We start from the raw sequence: 18288 nt of genomic DNA on the forward strand, positions 1-18288 counted from the left end.
TTGGTTTTTTATCATAGGTAGAGCAGCATCAGCTTGCAATAAGCAATTGCTGATAATTACATAGAGACAATAGAGTATAAAAATTCATTACACAAGCAGTAGGATTTTCTTAAAATGTAAGAAATATTTTCATTAATCAAATAATAATCAATGAATTAAGAGTTAATTCTCTTGAAAATATACATAATAAAGCCCGCATCAAGCGGGCTTTATTTGAGCTAGTCTAAAACTTACTGCCCAGAACGGATGATGTAATCAAAAGCAGACAGTGATGCCTTGGCACCTTCACCGGTGGCAATGATGATCTGCTTGTACGGCACGGTGGTACAGTCACCTGCCGCAAACACACCTTTGACATTGGTTTCGTTGCGATCGTTAATCACGATCTCACCACGGTTGGTCAGCTCAACTGGGGTTTCTTTCAGGAAGTCCGTATTTGGCAACAAACCGATCTGCACGAAGATCCCTGCAAGTTCAACTGTATGCTCTTCATCCGTAGCACGGTCTTTGTATTTCAGACCCGTCACCTGTGAACCGTCACCCAGCACTTCAGTCGACAAGGCATTCTTGATAACGGTGGTGTTCGGCAAGCTGTTCAGTTTGTCTTGCAGCACCTGATCCGCACGCAATTTGGTATCAAATTCCACCAAAGTTACATGCTCTACAATCCCTGCCAGGTCGATCGCAGCTTCCACCCCCGAGTTACCACCGCCAATCACGGCGACATGTTTACCCTTAAACAGTGGGCCATCACAGTGCGGACAGTAGGCCACACCACGAGTTTTGTATTCCTGCTCACCTGGAACGTTCATCTCTCTCCAGCGTGCGCCGGTCGACAGAATCACGGTTTTAGATTCCAGTTTGGCACCGTTTTCCAAGGTCACTTCAACTAAACCATTGGCCGTTTCATCTGCACCTTTGATGTTAGAGACACGTTGCAGATTCATGATGTCGACACCATATTCACGCACGTGGGCTTCCATCTCGGCTGCAAATTTAGGACCTTGGGTCTTCTGTACAGACGTAAAGTTTTCAATGTCCATGGTATCCATGACCTGACCGCCCATGCGTTCAGCCACGATCCCGGTTTTAATGCCTTTACGTGCTGCATAGATCGCAGAAGTATTGCCTGCAGGTCCACCACCGATCACCAGGACATCAAAGGCGTCTTTGGCATTCAGCTTTTCAGCATCTTTGGCAGCGGCATTGCTATCCAGCTTGGCAATGATTTCTTCCAGTGTCATACGACCCTGACCGATATGCTGGTTATCCTGGAACACCATCGGAACCGCCATGATTTTGCGTTCTTCTACTTCGTCCTGGAAGAAAGCCCCATCAATCATGGTGGCAGTAGTACCCGGGTTATAGATGGCAATCAGGTTGAGTGCCTGAACCACATCCGGACAGTTATGACAGCTTAAAGACACAAATACATCGAAATTAGATTGAACACCCAGGCTCTTAATATTCGCCAGAACTTCATCTGAGACTTTCGGTGCATAACCTGAGGTTTGCAGCAAGGCCAGAATCAGCGAGGTAAACTCATGGCCCATTGGCAAGCCTGCAAAGAATACACGTGGTTCTTCACCAGCTTTAGCAATACCAAAGCTTGGCGCACGTGCATTGTTCCCGTCAAAGCGTGCAGTCACCAGGTTAGACAGAGCAGCAACCTCGGACACCAGTTCCTGGATTTTGGCTGACTTGTCAGAGCCGTCTAAAGTCGCCACCAGTTCAATCGGACCTTCCAGGCGTTCTAATAGGGTTTTAAGTTGAGCTGAAGTATTTTGGTCTAACATTGCTAACGTCTCCAAAGGAGTAAATGTTTATTTGATAACAGGATATTAAATGAATTGCATAAATAGGTAAAACAGTTTGTTTTTATTTTATTGATCGGATTTACAGATTTATTGAAAAATTCATCATTAATTTCAAAATTCTATATGGCGGTGAAAGATTAATTTTCAAGTAGTTTAGAGCAAGAATAAGGATTTTCAGCTAAGATTAAAACAAGATATTTGAGACTTGAATGATGGAATTACGACGCGGTATTTATCAACATTATAAGGGACAGCTTTATCAGGTGTTCCATGTCGCCACGCACAGTGAAACTGAAGAAAAGCTGGTAGTTTATCAATGTCTTTATGGGGATTATTCAATTTGGGTACGTCCTTTAACGATGTTCACTGAAACCATTACCACCAACGATGATCGTGAAGTGGAGCGTTTTAAATTGATTCAGGCACTTTAAGCCCAACAGACTCAGGGAAGAGTGATGCAAAACTCAGATGAATTTGAAATATTCATGCAAGAATTATATGAAAAATTTCATAGGCATGATCTTAAGCAGGCAGATCGCCTGCACCGATACCGGAATATAGAGCCAGAATCCGGTCAATTTTTGTCTATGCTGATTCGTGCACAACAATCCAAAAATATTCTGGAAATTGGCACCTCTACTGGTTATTCCACCTTATGGCTGGCAGAAGCGGCTCGGCAGACTCAAGCCATGATTACAACACTTGAAGTTGATGCAGAACGGGTTACTCAGGCAAAGCAATATGCGACAGAAATAGATCTTGCAGACTTAATCAATTTTAAAGTGATTGATGCTCAAGTTTATCTGGAGGCAGAACAGGAAATATTTGATTTTATCCTGTTAGATGCTGAACGCGATGATTATGTCAGTTACTGGCCACATTTGAGTCGATTACTTAAAGCAAAGGGCGGGTTACTGGTAGTTGATAATGTCATTTCACATGCAGCAGAAGTCGAAGAGTTTATTGCCTTAATTCAGCAAGACCCACGTTTTATCATGAGTAGTGTACCCATAGGCGCAGGTTTGCTGATGGTGGGATTTCGTTAAATGGATTCACTTCAATCCATGCAAATTTTATTAAAATGTAAATTATATTCGAGATACTTTTCTACGAATGCGGCTTTGTCTTGGCGTCTTAACAGGTTGTCATAAATAAATTCAGGTACGGGATGATACAGCTCGGCATGACCATTACTGTATACAATTTTCAGGTGGCGGCTTGAGGGATTGTATTTCCAAGAAATCACGGTAAGCAGTTTTTGCATATGCGTTCCTCCACTGAATATTTCTTATCTTATCATTTGAACTTATGCCATATGGCTCTGCAGATGTATAGCTCAATTGTAAGAATCGGTAAGGATTATGAGAAAGCGAAGCAAAAGATATGCCTGAATTTTTATATGATGGATCAAGAAAGAAATAGGACTGCAATATTTAAAGTCCTAATAAAATAATTTAAAAAAATAAACTCCCGTATTGCACTGACATAAAAGTTCAAACCATAAAAAACCACGCTAAAAAGCGTGGTTTTTTTGAATCAGTTCAATCTAATTAAAATTAGATTTTACCCACTAGGTCGATTGAAGGAGCAAGAGTTGCATCGCCTTCTTTCCATTTAGCTGGGCAAACTTCGCCTGGGTGAGCGTGTACATACTGAGCTGCTTTAACTTTACGAAGAAGTTCTTGAGCGTCACGGCCGATACCACCAGCGTTGATTTCAACGATTTGGATTTTACCTTCTGGATCGATCACGAAAGTACCACGATCAGCAAGGCCGTCAGCTTCGATTAATACGTCAAAGTTTTTAGCAAGAGTCCAGTTTGCATCACCAACCATTACATACTGGATTTTTTTGATTTCTTCTGAAGAATCGTGCCAAGCTTTGTGAGTGAAATGCGTGTCAGTAGAAACTGAGTAGATTTCAACGCCTAGTTTTTGGAATTCAGCGTAGTTGTCAGCAAGGTCACCAAGTTCAGTCGGGCAAACGAAAGTGAAGTCAGCTGGGTAGAAGAATACAACAGACCATTTGCCTTTCAGGTCAGCTTCAGTAACTTCAATGAATTTGCCGTTTTGGAATGCAGTTGCTTTAAATGGTTTAACTTCAGTATTAATTAAGCTCATCATTGTCTCCATGATTGAGGTAGTCTTTGATTTTGAATAAGAGTATCGAAATTTTGGTTGATGCTAAAATGGTATTTTTACATTACAAACATCGGAAAAACCGAATTAAGTAAAAACGCGCCACTTTGGCAAAATCGCTTTGTTCATTGAGCAGCATCAAGATGATGGCCTGATGACAAAATTATCTCTTTTTCCTCGTGCTAGCAAACATGATGTTGAAACCAAAAAATTCAAGGGTCAATTCGGAAAAAAGCATAATTTCCACAAAATAATTTAAATATCAATTCCAAACTTGGACTTATGATTAAATCTAATCAGGGAAACTCATGCGTGTCATTTAGATATTTTGACAGGTTTATAGTGCGGAATTGAGAGAAATCAGGCAGCCAAAGCCAATTTGTCCGGCACTTAACAGAACTACGACTATCTGAAATCTAATGAACCAAGTAAAATAAACCTTTCCGGTTTTTTGATGTGGGTGTTTTCTCTGTGCAGAGTCATTTAAATGTAGATCAATGGATAATGGCGCGTGACCGTCACCGTTTAAATCGACTGAAAAAAGGGAAAGACGCAGATGCTAAGCAGTATCAGGAATTATTTGAAAAATCCAATCTGAAAGTACGGCAACGGCTTGAGCGTCTTCCGAACATCAAGCTAAATCAGGATCTGCCGGTAACCCAGTATGCTGACAAGCTGATTACCGCGATTCAAAAGCATCAGGTTATTATTGTAGCTGGTGAAACCGGTTCTGGTAAAACCACCCAGTTACCGCAAATTGCTATGCTGGCTGGACGTGGCCTGACCGGAATGATCGGACATACCCAGCCGCGTCGACTGGCAGCCCGCAGCGTATCACAGCGTATTGCCGAAGAAGTTGGCGAAAAACTCGGTGAATCAATTTCCTTTAAAGTACGTTTTACGGAACAGGGTTCACAAGACTCAATTGTGCGTTTGATGACAGACGGTATTTTACTGGCCGAACTGACGCATGACCGATACCTGACCAAATATGACACGATTATTATTGATGAAGCGCATGAACGTTCACTGAATATCGACTTCATTATGGGTTATCTGAAGCAACTGTTGCCGCGTCGTCCCGATCTGAAAGTCATCATTACTTCAGCAACCCTGGATGTAAACCGTTTTAGCAGTTACTTTAATGGTGCACCAATTTTTGAAGTGGAAGGCCGCAGCTTCCCGGTAGAGCTGCGTTATCGCCCGATCTCGGAAATGAGCATTGGCGGTAGTGATGATGATGAGTTTGATGATTTTGAAGAAAACCTGCCTCGCGCTGTGGTCAAAGCAGTCGAAGAATGCTTTCAGGATGCACAGGAAAAAGGTCATCCCGAACATGCCGATATCCTGATTTTTGCCAGTACCGAGCAGGAAATTCGCGAGTTACAGGAAACCCTGATCAAACATGGGCCACGCCATACGGAAGTATTAACTTTATATGCGCGTCTGGCGCTGGCCGAACAGCAGAAAATCTTTAATCCTTCTGGTGGCGGGCGACGCATTATTATTGCCACCAACGTAGCAGAAACAGCTTTAACCGTTCCGAATATCCGGTATGTGATTGATAGCGGTTTTGCCCGTATTTCGCGTTATAACTATCGTTCACGGGTGCAACGTCTACCAATTGAAGCCGTTTCTCAGGCAGCCGCGAACCAGCGTAAAGGTCGTTGTGGTCGTATTGCGCCGGGTGTCTGTATACGTCTGTATTCTGAGGAAGACTTCCTGAGCCGTCCTGAGTTTACCGAACCAGAAATAAAGCGAACCAACCTGGCATCTGTAATTTTGCAGATGCAAAGTCTGGGCTTGGGTTCACTCGAAGATTTTGATTTCATCGAACCACCAGATCATCGTTTGGTCAATGATGGCCGCAAGCTCCTCATTGAACTGGGGGCAATGGCTGAGAAAAATTCTCCTAAAACTGAAGATGATCAAGCAAATCCCTCTCTTGCGTCGCATAACGCCTCACCCTTTGAGAAAGGGAGACTTCAAAGCAGTGGCTTAACCAAGATCGGTCAGCAAATGGCGAAAATGCCGATCGATCCACGTCTGGCCCGCATGATTCTTGGTGGTGCACATTTTGGCGTGCTGAATGAAGTGCTGGTGATTGTGGCCGCACTTGCAGTTCAGGACCCGCGTGAACGCCCTGCGGACAAGCAGATGCAGGCGGATCAGAAACATGCACTATTCCGTGAAGCCGATTCTGATTTCCTGTTCTATATCAAGCTTTGGGAAACGCTACACAATAATCGCGAAAGCATGAGTGAAAATAAGCGCCGTACTTTTGCGCGTAATCACTTCCTGAGCTGGCTGCGTTTACGTGAATGGAAGAAAACTCATGAGCAGCTGGTGGATTTGGCTAAGGGTTTAAAACTGTCATTTAATGAAAATAAAGCCAGTTATGAGAATCTGCACCGTGCCTTGTTGACCGGTCTCTTATCATTTATCGCCAACAAGACCGATGAGCGTAATGTTTTTATGGCGGTGCGTCAGCAAAAAGCACGGATTTTCCCAGCTTCTACCTTGCACAAGACCAATACGCCGTGGGTGATGGCCTTTGAAATGGTCGAGACTTCCCAGGTGTATTTGCGTACCCTAGCCAAGATTGAGCCGGAATGGATTCTGCTGGCCGCGCGTGACTTGCTCAAGCATCATTATTTTGAACCGCACTGGTCGAAAAAAGCCGGTGTGGTGAATGCCTATGATCAGATTTCATTATTTGGTCTGATTATTGAGCCGAAACGCCCAATCAATTATGAAAAAGTAGATCAGGCGGCCGCGCATGAAATTTTCTTGCGGGATGCTTTAACTACCGGTCATCTAGGGATTACTCCACCATTTTTAAAGCATAACTTGCTTAAACTGGAAGAAGTCGAGCGAGTAGAAGACAAGCTGCGCCGTCGTGATCTGGTTGTTGATGAAGAAACCATTTACCAATTTTATGCCTCGAAAGTGCCGCCTGAAGTGGCCAGCCGGCGTAGTTTTGAAGACTGGCGTGCCACAGTAGAGCCCCAGAATCCGCGTTATTTATTTGTCGATGATGATGCGCTGTGGCTGAATGACCGTCCGACAACACAGCAATTCCCGGACTATTTGCAGAATGGTAGTCTGCGTCTGGCGGCGACTTATCGCTTTGACCCGAGTCATGATGAAGATGGTGCGACGGTTAAAATTCCACTGCAAGCTTTGGCACAGGTCGATGAAGGTATCTGGTCATGGGGGATTCCGGGTTGGCGTCTGGATCTGATTGAAGCATTGCTAAAAGCTTTGCCGAAGGATAAGCGCCGTAATCTGGTGCCGATTCCGGATACTGCACAAAAACTCATAGCAAAAGTAGATGCGCAGGATTTACAGAAACATATTTTTAGTTTCTTGGCATTCCAGTTGCGAGGCGATCAAATCACGGAGAAAGATTTCAGCTTTGACCGGGTCGATCAGTATCTGTTGCCTTTTATTAAAGTTACTGATGAAAAAGGCCGTGTCATTGAACAAGGGCGTGATCTTGCCGAGCTGAAAGCGCGCTGTCGGACTGAAACGCATAGTCCGGTCAAACAGCTTAAAGGTGAATTTAAAACCTTCCCAGAAAGCTTTGTATTTGAAGCCTCGCAAAAAGTCACCGGTGTCGTGGTCAAGCAGTACCAGGCGCTGGTTCCAACCAAAGCTTTTGCTGCCCTAGAGCAGAAAGATGAATCGGGTGTAGTGATTCAGACTTTCAATGATCAGGCTGAAGCGGTCAAAAAACATCGTGAAGGGGTGATCCGACTGGTGCATATGCAACTCGGAGACTTGACTCGTCAGTTGAAAAAACAGATTTCCAAACCTCTGGCGCTGGCTTATTCACCACTCGGTGATAAGGCACAACTGGAACAAATGTTAGTTTATGCCACAATACAAATTTCCATTAATGAGCTTCCTGTCAATGCGCAAGAGTTCCAAAAACTGGTTGAAGATGTAAAAAAATCTTTCCTAACTTATGGCCAAATTTCCCTGAAAGAGATCACGGATATTTATATCCAGTGGCAGGAAATCCGCCGGAAATTATTGGTTTTAGACCATTCTGTGTTTGAAAAAAATATCAATGATATTGAAGATCAGCTTGATTTAATGAGTCTTTCTGATTTTGTGTATCGTAAACCTTCTGATGTCTGGGTTGAATTTCCACGTTATTTAAAAGCTTTGATCTTACGTTTGGAGCGCTTGCCCAATAATCTACAAAGGGACAATTCCGCCATTGACCAAATTGATCAATGGATGGAAAAATTATTTCAGTTTAAAGATGACCCTCGTCTGAAAGAATTATATTTCATGGTCGAGGAGTTAAGAATCTCATTGTTTTCACAACCGATGAAAACAAAAGCACCCGTGTCTCCAACTCGCTTGCAAAAAGTATGGGATCGTCTTGGAATCAGTTAAGATATAGGTAATTCAGATAAGGAATTTTACATGGGCATCCGCATTACGGGTACGGGCTTATTCCATCCGGAACATGTCATCACCAATGAAGAATTAGTTGAAAGTTTAAATGCTTATGTGGAACTGTTTAATCACGAAAATGCTGACAAAATCGCTGCAGGCGAAGTGGAAGCACGTCGTGGTTCTAGCGCAGACTTTATTGAAAAAGCATCTGGCGTACAACGCCGTTATGTCGTAGAAAAATCAGGTATTCTTGATCCAAAACGCTTACGTCCAAATTTACGTGAACGTGCAGATGATGAAATTTCACTGCAGGCAGAATGGGGTGTAATCGCAGCCAAGCAGGCGATGGAAAATGCCGGTGTGACTGCCGAAGACATTGATATCGTGATCTTGTCATGTTCGAATTTGCAACGTGCTTATCCTGCTGTGGCGATCGAGATTCAGACCGCTCTAGGCATCAAAGGTTATGCCTATGACATGAACGTGGCGTGTTCTGCAGCAACATTTGGTCTGAAACAGGCTTATGATGCGATCAAAGCAGGCGCGCGCCGTGTGTTATTAGTGAATGTGGAAATTACCTCTGCACATACCGATTTCCGTTCACGTGACTGTCACTTTATTTTTGGTGATGTGGCAACCGCTTCAATTATTGAAAATACCGACAGCAAAACCGGTTTTGAAATTCTGGATTCTGAGTTGTTTACCCAGTTCTCGAATAACATCCGCAATAACTTCGGTTTCTTGAATACCTCTGAAAATGCTGACATTGACGACAAGCGTTTCCGTCAGGATGGTCGTAAGGTATTTAAAGAAGTCTGTCCACTGGTTGCGAAAATGATTACTGCGCAACTGGAAAAGAATCAGATTGAGCCGACAGGTGTTAAACGCTTCTGGTTACATCAGGCCAATGCCAGCATGAATGAGCTGATCTTGAAACTGGTGGTCGGCAAAGAAAATGCCAAACCTGGTCTGGTGCCGATCATTTTGAATGAGTTTGCCAACACTTCTTCTGCTGGGGTGATCATTGCCTTGCACCGTACTGCACATGAAGTTGAAGATGGTGAATATGGCGTGTTGTGCTCATTTGGTGCGGGTTATTCGGTAGGTTCGATTCTGGTCCAAAAGCGCGTGGCATAATCCGGGGTAGATAAGGAGCAGACAGCTTGCAGGTCAAACATGATGGGCAATGGATTAGACGCTTAAGTGCCTTATCTAAATTATATTTTACCCCTACATTTTTAGGGGCTGAATATATTGATGCCAGTCGGCCTGCAATGTATGTCGGTAATCATTCCATGTACGGCATCTTTGATTCGCCGATGCTGATTGATTATCTCTATAACGAACATAAGGTGGCTGTGGTCAGTATTGCGGATCATAGCCATTTTTATGTACCGTTATGGCGTGAAGCCGTGAAGAAGTTTGGGGTAGTTGATGGCATCCAGCATTATGTACGTGCTGTGATGCAGCAGGGTTATTCTATTCTGGTCTTTCCGGGAGGTGGACGCGAAGTACTCAAACGTCAGGGTGAACAGTATCAACTGATCTGGAAGCAACACTACGGATTTTTAAAGCTAGCTCAGGAATTCAACTATGATATTGTCCCTTTTGCTGCGCTTGGTGGGGATGAAGTCTATGAGATTGGCTTTGATGCCAATAAGATCATCCAGCATAAATATTTTCAAAAACTCCTCAAAGTACCACAACTCAATAAATTATTACGTCAGGGCGATGTGATTCCATCTTTGCCTAAACGATTATTCCCAAAACGCCTGCCATTTTATTTTCAGTTTATGCCGCGACAATCGATTGCTCAGGTTCAGACTCAGGAAGAGCTGATTGCATTTCGACACAGCTTGCAGCAACATATTTATACCGGCTTGGCCGAGCTTAAGGCGCTACGTCAGCAAGACTAAAAAAGAAAAATTCTTCCTGTAAAATCTAGGCTATGATCTATTGAAATGTTCTATTTTTAGCAATGAGGATGCATGGACGGTTTTATAGTGCAAGTGATGCCATAATGTATTTTTAAGTGTTCACTGATTGGCGATCAAGGACTCAGCATGATCCAATATAAAAATAAGATGATTCTAAGATGACCGAGGTGTACGTATGGAACAGGAAAGCTTGGTAGCATCTTTAAGGTTATTGGCACAACAATGTTTACGGATTTCTCCAGAGCTGAACCAGCTTTATCTTGATCAGATGGCAATAATTGGTCATCTGAATGCACAAAATTTAATAAAAATTCAGCAGGATCAGTGCCGGATTGAATTGCTGGATGGTCTGTTTTATATCCAGTTTCATACTCCCTATGCACTAGACTCTGGAGCTGCACCTGCTTTGGTTGACAGTCATTTTTATTTTCAGCAATGTAAGGCAGAAGCCCTGGAGGAATTCTTTTTACAGGATATCTATTTCCTGACTGGCGATTTAAAACCACAGCATTCGCTGTATTTACGCGACAAAGCCAAACAGTTACGTCAGCTTATCCTGGCTCAGGTTTATGCGTGGGTTAATGGCCTGGAACGGGTGTCCGAATTTTTGCAGCAAATGTCGATTGTTCAAGCTGAGATTATCGACCAGCAGCTGATCAAGGCCGGGTTGTATACAGCACCTGTCATGCAAAACTTTATTCAAGATGAACAAGAGATTCCACAGCAGATTCTTGAAAGCTTGCAACAGGCTTTTTCTTTGGAGTGTCTACAGCAGGATGAATTCCTGTCGATCCAGTCATTGATGGACAGTCTGGATGAGTTCTGTTTTAGCGCCGCACAGTTTTTGCCTCCGGCACTGTTCCGGATTATGTCGCTGTCTTTTGAAGAGCGCTTTAATCTGCATGAATTGAATGATCATACTGATGATATCTGTTTGCTATATCGGCATGCTGAGGAGCAAAGTAATTTGCTCGGTTTTGTCCGATTGATGAACCGGGACGTGTGGCATTGGGATGATTTATTATCCAAACGGAATTTCCTGGAAAATCATCCGTATTTATGGCAGAAAAAAGTAGCCCGATTGCCACTATTTGATTGTCATCGTGCCGTGAACTGGATCTTCAAGCAACCGGCCGAGGTACTGGACTGGATCAGTAATAATATCCAGCATAGCAGTGTACGCGTTGCAGTAACTGCCTTAAGTTTTGTAGACAGCCATCATATTCATCCCCAGATTATTTTGGCGACTTTGCAATATTTTCAATATGTCTCGGCGCGACTGTTTATTCATAGCATGCATGAATATGCAATCCAGCATGACTGGTTTCAGCATCAGTATAATCAGGCGGTGGTATTAAAAGGCACACGCCAATCGATTGAGGATCAGCGGATTGCGATTAGCCCTTCAATTCTGTATCTGGACGAATGGATGGAGCTGCTGCGCAATGTGGTTAAAATGGATGATCAGCTGACTAAAAAGGTTTATCTGAACTTGAGCCGGATGATGCAGGCTTATATGCAGCATTTATATAAAATTACGGCGCATTTACCCGATGAGGTTCTGGTGTATATTCAGCCTCAAAGCCAGCAGAATCGTGATTTCTATAATGTTCTGCACCGCTATCGCATTCCTTTTACTGAGTTCAGGCAGCTGTTTTATTTGCAAAGCGGGCATGTACGTGAGTCGCTATTTGACAGTTATGTGCGTGACTATCTGGTAGAGTATTTTTCCAGCCATACAGAAATACCGAAAAACCTGAGCTGGACCAGTTTGTTTAATCAGGCGGTCGTCTGGCATGATCAGATTCAAAAGCAGGAAATGATCGCCAAGCTGAAAAAACAGTTTGCACTGGTGAACTGGACACCAATCACTCAGGTTTCATTTTTACTGTATTTCAACTGGCGTTTTGAAGAGCTTAAAACTTTGGAGCGGATTTTAGAGGAATCTAAAATTTTCAGGAACTGTCTGGCGGCAAGCTATGCTCAGCAAATTGTGGAAGGGCAGTATGTGGCCTTTCGTATGTCTCATCCGGCTGTGCGTCTACCCTTGATCTTGGGGTGTCAATTGGTGAATGGACAGGTGATTTTTGATCAGCTGGAATATCCGAATAACCAGAAAGCAGAAGCTGAATACAGTAATATCGCCATGCATTTTATTAACTGGCTCAACTTGCAGGCCTGACAGTTCAATACAGCTTGTTTTCCTCCATGACGCTTAACTTTTCCGCTAAAAATCGTTAGGCTATAGCCGTTCTTTTACGGTATTGCTCTTATGAAACAGGAAACTGCCCTTAAGTTACTCAAAGCAGGAGAAAATGTCTTTTTAACCGGTTCTGCCGGTGCAGGAAAAACCTATACGCTGAATCAATATATTAATTATTTAAAGGCACGTAAGGTCGCCGTCGCGATTACCGCATCGACCGGTATTGCAGCCACACACATGAATGGTATGACTATTCATACCTGGGCAGGCATTGGCATTAAAGACTTTTTGTCTGAAGAAGACTTAAAGCGGATGAAAGAGCGCAAATACTTAAAAGAACATCTGGAAAATGCGCAAGTCCTGATTATTGACGAAATTTCAATGCTGCATGCCAAGCAGCTGAATCTGGTCAATCAGGTATTGAAATATTTCAAGGAAAGTGATGAAGCTTTCGGTGGTATTCAGGTGATTGTAGCAGGGGACTTTTTCCAGTTACCGCCAGTCGGTAAAAATGATGAGCGCAACCGCGACAAATTCTGCTTTATGTCGGATGCTTGGGTCGAAGCCAAGTTTCGCGTTTGCTACCTAACTGAGCAGCATCGTCAGGGCAATGATTATTTGAATGACATTCTGAATGCGATCCGTGCGCAGGCGATTAGGCATGAACACCGCACTGCTTTACAGGCCACGCGACATCAAGAAATTGGTGATACCTATACGCGCCTGTATACGCATAATATGGATGTGGACAGTATTAACTTTAAACATCTGAATGAAATTGACAATGATCCGCGCCAGTTTGATGCGCAGTGTGATGGCAATGAAAAGCTGATCGAGACTTTAAAATCGTCAGTGCGAGCGCCTGAAGCCTTAACCCTGAAAAAACATGCCAAAGTCATGTTTGTGAAAAACAACTTTGATATGGGTTATATCAACGGCAGTTTGGGCGAAGTGATCAGTTTTGAAGAAGATGATGAATATGGTGTGCTGCCTAAAGTCAAACTGACCGATGGCACTACATTGGTGGTTGAGCCTGAAACCTGGTCGGTAGACAATGAGGCCGGTAAAACCATTGCCAGTTTCCAGCAGATTCCATTGCGTCTGGCCTGGGCGATTACCATTCATAAATCACAAGGCATGACCCTGGAAGCTGCCGAGATTGACCTGAGCCATACTTTTGAAAAAGGACAGGGCTATGTCGCGTTGTCCCGTTTGAAAAGCTTAAATGGCCTACGATTAAAAGGTTTTAATGAGCAGGCTTTGGAACTCGATAGTCTGGCAATTAAAGCCGATCGCCGTTTTCAAGAACTTTCTGATGAAGCCGAAGCGAATTTTGAAAATGTCGATTTGACGGCACAGCATAAGGCCTTTATCCGACATTGTGGCGGGACTTTGAATGAAGTTGAAATCCAGCGCAATGAGAAGAAAATTTCCAAGAATGGGGGTAAGCAAAGCTATGCCGCTGCAACGCTAGACGAAACGCGTGAACTGTTTGAAGAAGGTTATGAAATTGCCGATATCGCGACTGAACGTGGTTTGACCCCGGCAACCATCATCAATCATTTGGGGCGTTTGCATAAAGAGCAGGGGCTGGATATCTCGCTGGCACATCCGGGTGAGGAAGTGGTGGAGCAGGTTCGCAAGATTTATAAACGCCTGACCAAGCGTCAAAACTCGGAGCATTTTAATGATGACGGTTCTATTAAGTTGCGTCCGATTGTGGAATTGACTACGCCTAAAATGGCTTATGACCAGGTGCGTCTAGCACTACTATTTGTAGAGTAATCATCAAAATGATGTTTAAGAGTTCTTAAGATGCACAGTTTATTCGTATACGGCACGCTTCGTCCGCAGCAACCCAATGCCCATGTGATGGAACGGATTGGGGGAAGCTGGAAAGCCGGTTATATTCGTGGGCATTTGCAGCAGCGCGGTTGGGGTGCTGAGCTGGGCAGTCCGGGTATTCAGCTCAGTGATTCGGGAGAGACTGTTACCGGTTATGTATTCATATCCGAGAATCTCCCTAAATATTGGAATGAGCTGGATGTATTTGAAGGCGATGAATATCAACGTATTCCGGTTAAAGTATATTTGGAAAATGGTCAGATGGTAGAAAGTTTGGTCTATGCTTTGAAAGATTAGACTGGTAGGTGTCATTTATTGAATTTCTGATTTTTATCAGGTCACCGCTTTTAAAAATCATTCACTTTCCTTTGCTTGAATTTTGAAAGATCGAATTAATAAATATTCCGTTGATTTGATAGTATCTTCTGAGCAAGCCTGACGTACTGCGTTAGAGATTAGCGCAAGATAATCATCGGGCGATCTGCATATTTCCCGTTATATGATTATTTTTGAGAAATCTTTGCATACTGGTAAAGGGCGCTGATGATTTGAACATTATTGTGTACTAATCAATAAGGATAAAATCCCAGCCGCAATTAAAGGACCGACTGGAACACCGCGTAATACTGCTACACCTGCTACTGTGCCTAATAACAGTCCGGCCACTACATCTGGCTGATTGGACATCAGCTTTACTCCACGTCCTCCCAGCCAAGCGACAAAGACCCCAATCGCGATTGCCAGCAAAGACTTCCAGCTCAGGAAAGATTTGAGAATACTTTCCCCTGAAATTTTGCCACTAGCAATTGGTGTCAGAACACCAATGGTCAGAATAATAATGCCGATATTTAAACCGTGCGCCTGTACATAAGGCAATAAACTGCTGAGAGGTGTGATTTTTAAAACAATTAATACCGCTGCAGCAATGGTGACGGCACTATTGTGACTGAAAATACCGCAAGCCAGTAAAACCAAAAGAACAATCAGATTCAAATCAAGTTGCGACATAAGGGGGAGAGATAGAGTGAAAAATAAAGCTATTGTAGAGCTTTTCAACGCATGATACCTAGAAAACAGCGGAAGAAACCAAATTCATGACTGTTTCAGGATAGAATGCACAGGTCTTCACTCGATACAGGTATAAACAGATGCTATTGGAAAAAATGTTGCAGTCACAAGGTTTCGGCTCCCGCAAGCATTGTCAGCAACTGATTAAAAATGGTGCTGTTTCAATTCAAGATGAAGTGATTGACAATCCTAAATATAACCTGGATTTAAATCACTTAAATTTCGAGGTTTATGGGAAAAGTCATACCTATCGGGAAAAAGTGTATATCGCCTTAAATAAACCACAAGGCTATGAGTGTTCGCATCAGGCGACGCATCATTTTAGTGTATTTGACCTGTTTGATGACATTCTGCTGAATCGGGGGATTCAGTGTGTGGGACGTCTGGATCAGGATACCACTGGACTATTATTGCTGACCGATGATGGACAGTTTCTGCAAGCGCTCACCCATCCGAAAAAGCATGTCGCCAAAGTTTATCAGATGCAAACTGCGGATCCAGTCACGGATGAACAGATTCAGCAACTAGAACAAGGTGTCGAATTGAGAAATGAAAAAGGTATTTTTGCGGCTACTGAAGTGACTCGATTGGCTGAAAATCGTCTGCAAATGACCATTCATCAAGGGGTCTATCATCAAGTAAAGCGCATGCTGGCTGCCGTAGGTAATAAAGTTGAACAGCTACATCGTGCACAGATTGGTGCTTTGGCCTTGCCTGAACTGGCTGAAGGAGAATGGTTGTATTTAAATGCAGAACAGGTGGCGCAGGCCAAATTCCGCTCAGAATAATAAATTTTTTATTCGCTTGGAATATGATTAAAAAAATAGAGCTTATTTCAGGAAACAGTGATAGGTCTGAAATTCATCATCCTTGATAAATCCCATGGATTCGTACAATTTATGCGATTGATAATTATTCTTTTGGGTTTCCAGGGTGATTCTTAAGGCCTGTTCATGTTTGGCAAACAAAATCGCGGTATCAATCAGTTGTTTGGCTGCGCCCTGACGCCGAAAAACCGGGGTGATATAGACATCATCCAGAATATAATAGGTCGAGCAGGCCACTGAAGAAAAACCCAGATACAGGATAATAAAGCCGGTAAAAGTATCATCTTTGGTATTAATGAAAATGACGGTTTGCCCATCTTCAAAACGCTGTTTTAAAAATTGGTAAGAGAGTTCAGGATTGGAAGACGTACCATAAAACTGTCGATATTCATCAAATAATACCGCCAGCTGATTCAGGTCTGCTGACTGGGCGCGTCGTACGAGCATTGCATACTCCATGCTAATTTTTTATTGATTATCAGCATCAAGCATAGCAAAGTTTGGGAGTGGCAGGCTTTAGAAATTGTTCGGAAATGCAACAATGTTAAATTTTGTCGCTTTCACCCAAAATGGCATTCAGTTCTTCAAATAAATCAAGATGATCATCATCCAGCTGGATATCCTGATCATCCAGCAGATTCAGGGCAGAACTGGAAAGCGCATTTTGCTCGGTTTTCGCTTCATTTTGTTTTAGCTTGCGCAGGCGAATCAGTTGTTCTAGGTTGATATTCTGGTTTTCAATCGAGAAGGGGATCGATTTGGTAATCACCACCTGCTTGAAAAAAAGACGCACGGCCTGAGCTGGCGTAATCCCCAATTGCTTAAATACCGCAAAGGCTTGTTTCTTCTCTTGCGAGTCCAAGCGAATTTGATAAACTTCAGTTTTTCTCATAATATTTTTAAAGCTTTAAATTACTTAACTTTTCGCCTTTATTCTAATCAATTACGTTTGAAATTCAATCTTAAAGCGACCGATTTTAGAAAATAATCTGTAATGACAAGCGATTTACAGTGTCAATTCAAGTTGCGAGCTGAAATTCATGCTTTTCTGCGTGATCGGATCGATGAATTGAATATGTTTGGCCAATAAACTTAAAGGTGCATAAAAATCATCTTCCGCCTTGTGCGCTACCTGTGGATAAAAGGGATCATGACGGATCGGAATACCCAGATGATTCAAGTGCACCCGTAATTGGTGCTGTTTGCCAGTATGCGGTTTCAACTCATATTTAGCCCATTCTGTATTATGTTCCAGCAGGTCAATCGCCGTCTCGCTATTTGGCGTTCCGTCTAACACGTGCATGGTATAAAAGGGCTGTCCCTTTTCCATTCTTAATCGCGTGATCAATGGAAATTTTAAATCAGGTTGATAGCCCGCAATCGCATAATAGGTTTTTTGCACCTGCCGTGTAGCAAATAACTGCTGGTACAGGCCACGTGATTCCACACATTTGGATATCAGGACAACACCTGCCGTTTCACGATCCAGCCGGTGAATGGGCGTTAAATGCTCATTGCCGGTTTGTTTTTTAAGCCGAACCAATAGCGTTTCCTGCACATATTGTCCGGTCGGACTCATAGTCAAAAAATGCGGTTTATCGACCACCATGAAATGCTCATTTTCAAATAAAATCTGATGTTGAAAAGGAACATGCACTTCATGTGCCAAAAAGCGATAATAGTAACAATGGCTATTAGCCTGAAATGGACTTTCTGTGGTTAATTGATTGCCCTGAGCATCATAGACCAGACCTTCGTTGAAACGGGACTGCCATTCATCTGCTGTGATATGCGCGAATTGTGTGCATAAATAAGCAAAAACTGTCAGGGACGCATCCGGACTGGCTGGCAAAAATACTTTACTGGCACTGACCCCATTGAGCATGGGCGGGTTAAATTCAACAGTTGGTTGCATGGCAGGCAGATTAACCTCTTAAGGAACAGATGCTGTGAAAAAATACAGTTTCTCACACGGGTGAATAGGCTTTTAAAGCGTGGCGATGCTATCATATTTATTCTTTTGCATCATGTCGTGAGTAA

16 protein-coding genes are annotated in these 18288 nt (G+C 43.0%); 9 read left to right on the forward strand and 7 right to left on the reverse strand.

Translation table 11 applies throughout. The features are described 5' to 3' along the window. Positions 1-230: 230 nt before the first annotated feature. Positions 231-1796 carry an alkyl hydroperoxide reductase subunit F gene (gene ahpF / locus NI465_RS05110; RefSeq protein WP_253144510.1) on the reverse strand — a complete coding sequence of 522 codons (1566 nt, stop codon included), beginning with the start codon at positions 1794-1796 and terminating at the stop codon, positions 231-233. A 233-nt stretch (positions 1797-2029) separates the two neighbouring features. Between ahpF and NI465_RS05115 the strand changes: the two genes are divergently transcribed. Continuing rightward, positions 2030-2248: a DUF1653 domain-containing protein gene (locus NI465_RS05115; protein ID WP_034438283.1), complete on the forward strand. Its 219-nt coding sequence runs from the start codon at positions 2030-2032 to the stop codon at positions 2246-2248. Between the two features lie 24 nt (positions 2249-2272). Then, a complete protein-coding gene (locus tag NI465_RS05120) occupies positions 2273-2863 on the forward strand; it encodes an O-methyltransferase (RefSeq protein ID WP_071851972.1) in 591 nt (196 codons plus the stop codon). An 11-nt stretch (positions 2864-2874) separates the two neighbouring features. Here NI465_RS05120 and NI465_RS05125 read toward each other — a convergent pair whose 3' ends face one another. Both NI465_RS05125 and ahpC read right to left on the reverse strand, forming a co-directional pair. After that, the gene (locus tag NI465_RS05125; RefSeq protein ID WP_004645498.1) at positions 2875-3081 is read right to left on the reverse strand and encodes a KTSC domain-containing protein; all 207 of its coding nucleotides are present in this window, start codon (positions 3079-3081) and stop codon (positions 2875-2877) included. A 292-nt stretch (positions 3082-3373) separates the two neighbouring features. Next, positions 3374-3937, reverse strand: coding sequence for an alkyl hydroperoxide reductase subunit C (gene ahpC, locus NI465_RS05130; RefSeq protein ID WP_004278916.1), 564 nt, complete (start codon positions 3935-3937; stop codon positions 3374-3376). Positions 3938-4426: 489 nt separating this feature from the next. Between ahpC and hrpA the strand changes: the two genes are divergently transcribed. From hrpA to NI465_RS05160, 6 genes are all read left to right on the forward strand, one after another. Further along, positions 4427-8365: an ATP-dependent RNA helicase HrpA gene (hrpA, locus tag NI465_RS05135; protein WP_253144513.1), complete on the forward strand. Its 3939-nt coding sequence runs from the start codon at positions 4427-4429 to the stop codon at positions 8363-8365. A gap of 30 nt (positions 8366-8395) precedes the next feature. Further along, positions 8396-9505 carry a beta-ketoacyl-ACP synthase III gene (locus NI465_RS05140; RefSeq protein WP_004278914.1) on the forward strand — a complete coding sequence of 370 codons (1110 nt, stop codon included), beginning with the start codon at positions 8396-8398 and terminating at the stop codon, positions 9503-9505. Positions 9506-9531: 26 nt separating this feature from the next. Further along, entirely contained in the window at positions 9532-10284 is a 753-nt protein-coding gene (locus NI465_RS05145) for a 1-acyl-sn-glycerol-3-phosphate acyltransferase (RefSeq protein ID WP_253144515.1), read from the forward strand. 196 nt (positions 10285-10480) lie between these two features. Continuing rightward, positions 10481-12487, forward strand: a complete 2007-nt coding sequence (locus NI465_RS05150; RefSeq protein ID WP_253144518.1) for a hypothetical protein — start codon at positions 10481-10483, stop codon at positions 12485-12487. A 90-nt stretch (positions 12488-12577) separates the two neighbouring features. Beyond that, positions 12578-14293: an AAA family ATPase gene (locus NI465_RS05155; protein WP_086044692.1), complete on the forward strand. Its 1716-nt coding sequence runs from the start codon at positions 12578-12580 to the stop codon at positions 14291-14293. Between the two features lie 30 nt (positions 14294-14323). Further along, positions 14324-14650, forward strand: coding sequence for a gamma-glutamylcyclotransferase family protein (locus NI465_RS05160; RefSeq protein ID WP_071851983.1), 327 nt, complete (start codon positions 14324-14326; stop codon positions 14648-14650). Between the two features lie 258 nt (positions 14651-14908). Here the strand turns inward: NI465_RS05160 and NI465_RS05165 are convergent, their stop codons facing one another. Continuing rightward, positions 14909-15361: a DUF441 domain-containing protein gene (locus tag NI465_RS05165; protein ID WP_004645490.1), complete on the reverse strand. Its 453-nt coding sequence runs from the start codon at positions 15359-15361 to the stop codon at positions 14909-14911. 140 nt (positions 15362-15501) lie between these two features. Here NI465_RS05165 and NI465_RS05170 point away from each other — a divergent pair, with 140 nt between their 5' ends. Next, complete coding sequence (locus tag NI465_RS05170) at positions 15502-16209, forward strand: pseudouridine synthase (protein ID WP_253144521.1); 708 nt, start codon at positions 15502-15504, stop codon at positions 16207-16209. Between the two features lie 42 nt (positions 16210-16251). On the opposite strand, the gene NI465_RS05175 is transcribed toward NI465_RS05170, so the two are convergent. The 3 genes from NI465_RS05175 to NI465_RS05185 all read right to left on the reverse strand — a co-directional run bounded on the left by NI465_RS05175 (position 16252) and on the right by NI465_RS05185 (position 18163). Continuing rightward, a complete protein-coding gene (locus tag NI465_RS05175) occupies positions 16252-16695 on the reverse strand; it encodes a GNAT family N-acetyltransferase (protein WP_004278907.1) in 444 nt (147 codons plus the stop codon). A gap of 97 nt (positions 16696-16792) precedes the next feature. Further along, positions 16793-17140, reverse strand: a complete 348-nt coding sequence (locus NI465_RS05180; RefSeq protein ID WP_114542513.1) for a type II toxin-antitoxin system RelB/DinJ family antitoxin — start codon at positions 17138-17140, stop codon at positions 16793-16795. Between the two features lie 114 nt (positions 17141-17254). Then, entirely contained in the window at positions 17255-18163 is a 909-nt protein-coding gene (locus NI465_RS05185) for a pseudouridine synthase (protein ID WP_253144523.1), read from the reverse strand. Between the last annotated feature and the right edge of the window lie 125 nt (positions 18164-18288).

It is taken from the genome of Acinetobacter lwoffii (assembly GCF_024129855.1).
GTDB lineage: Bacteria > Pseudomonadota > Gammaproteobacteria > Pseudomonadales > Moraxellaceae > Acinetobacter > Acinetobacter lwoffii_L.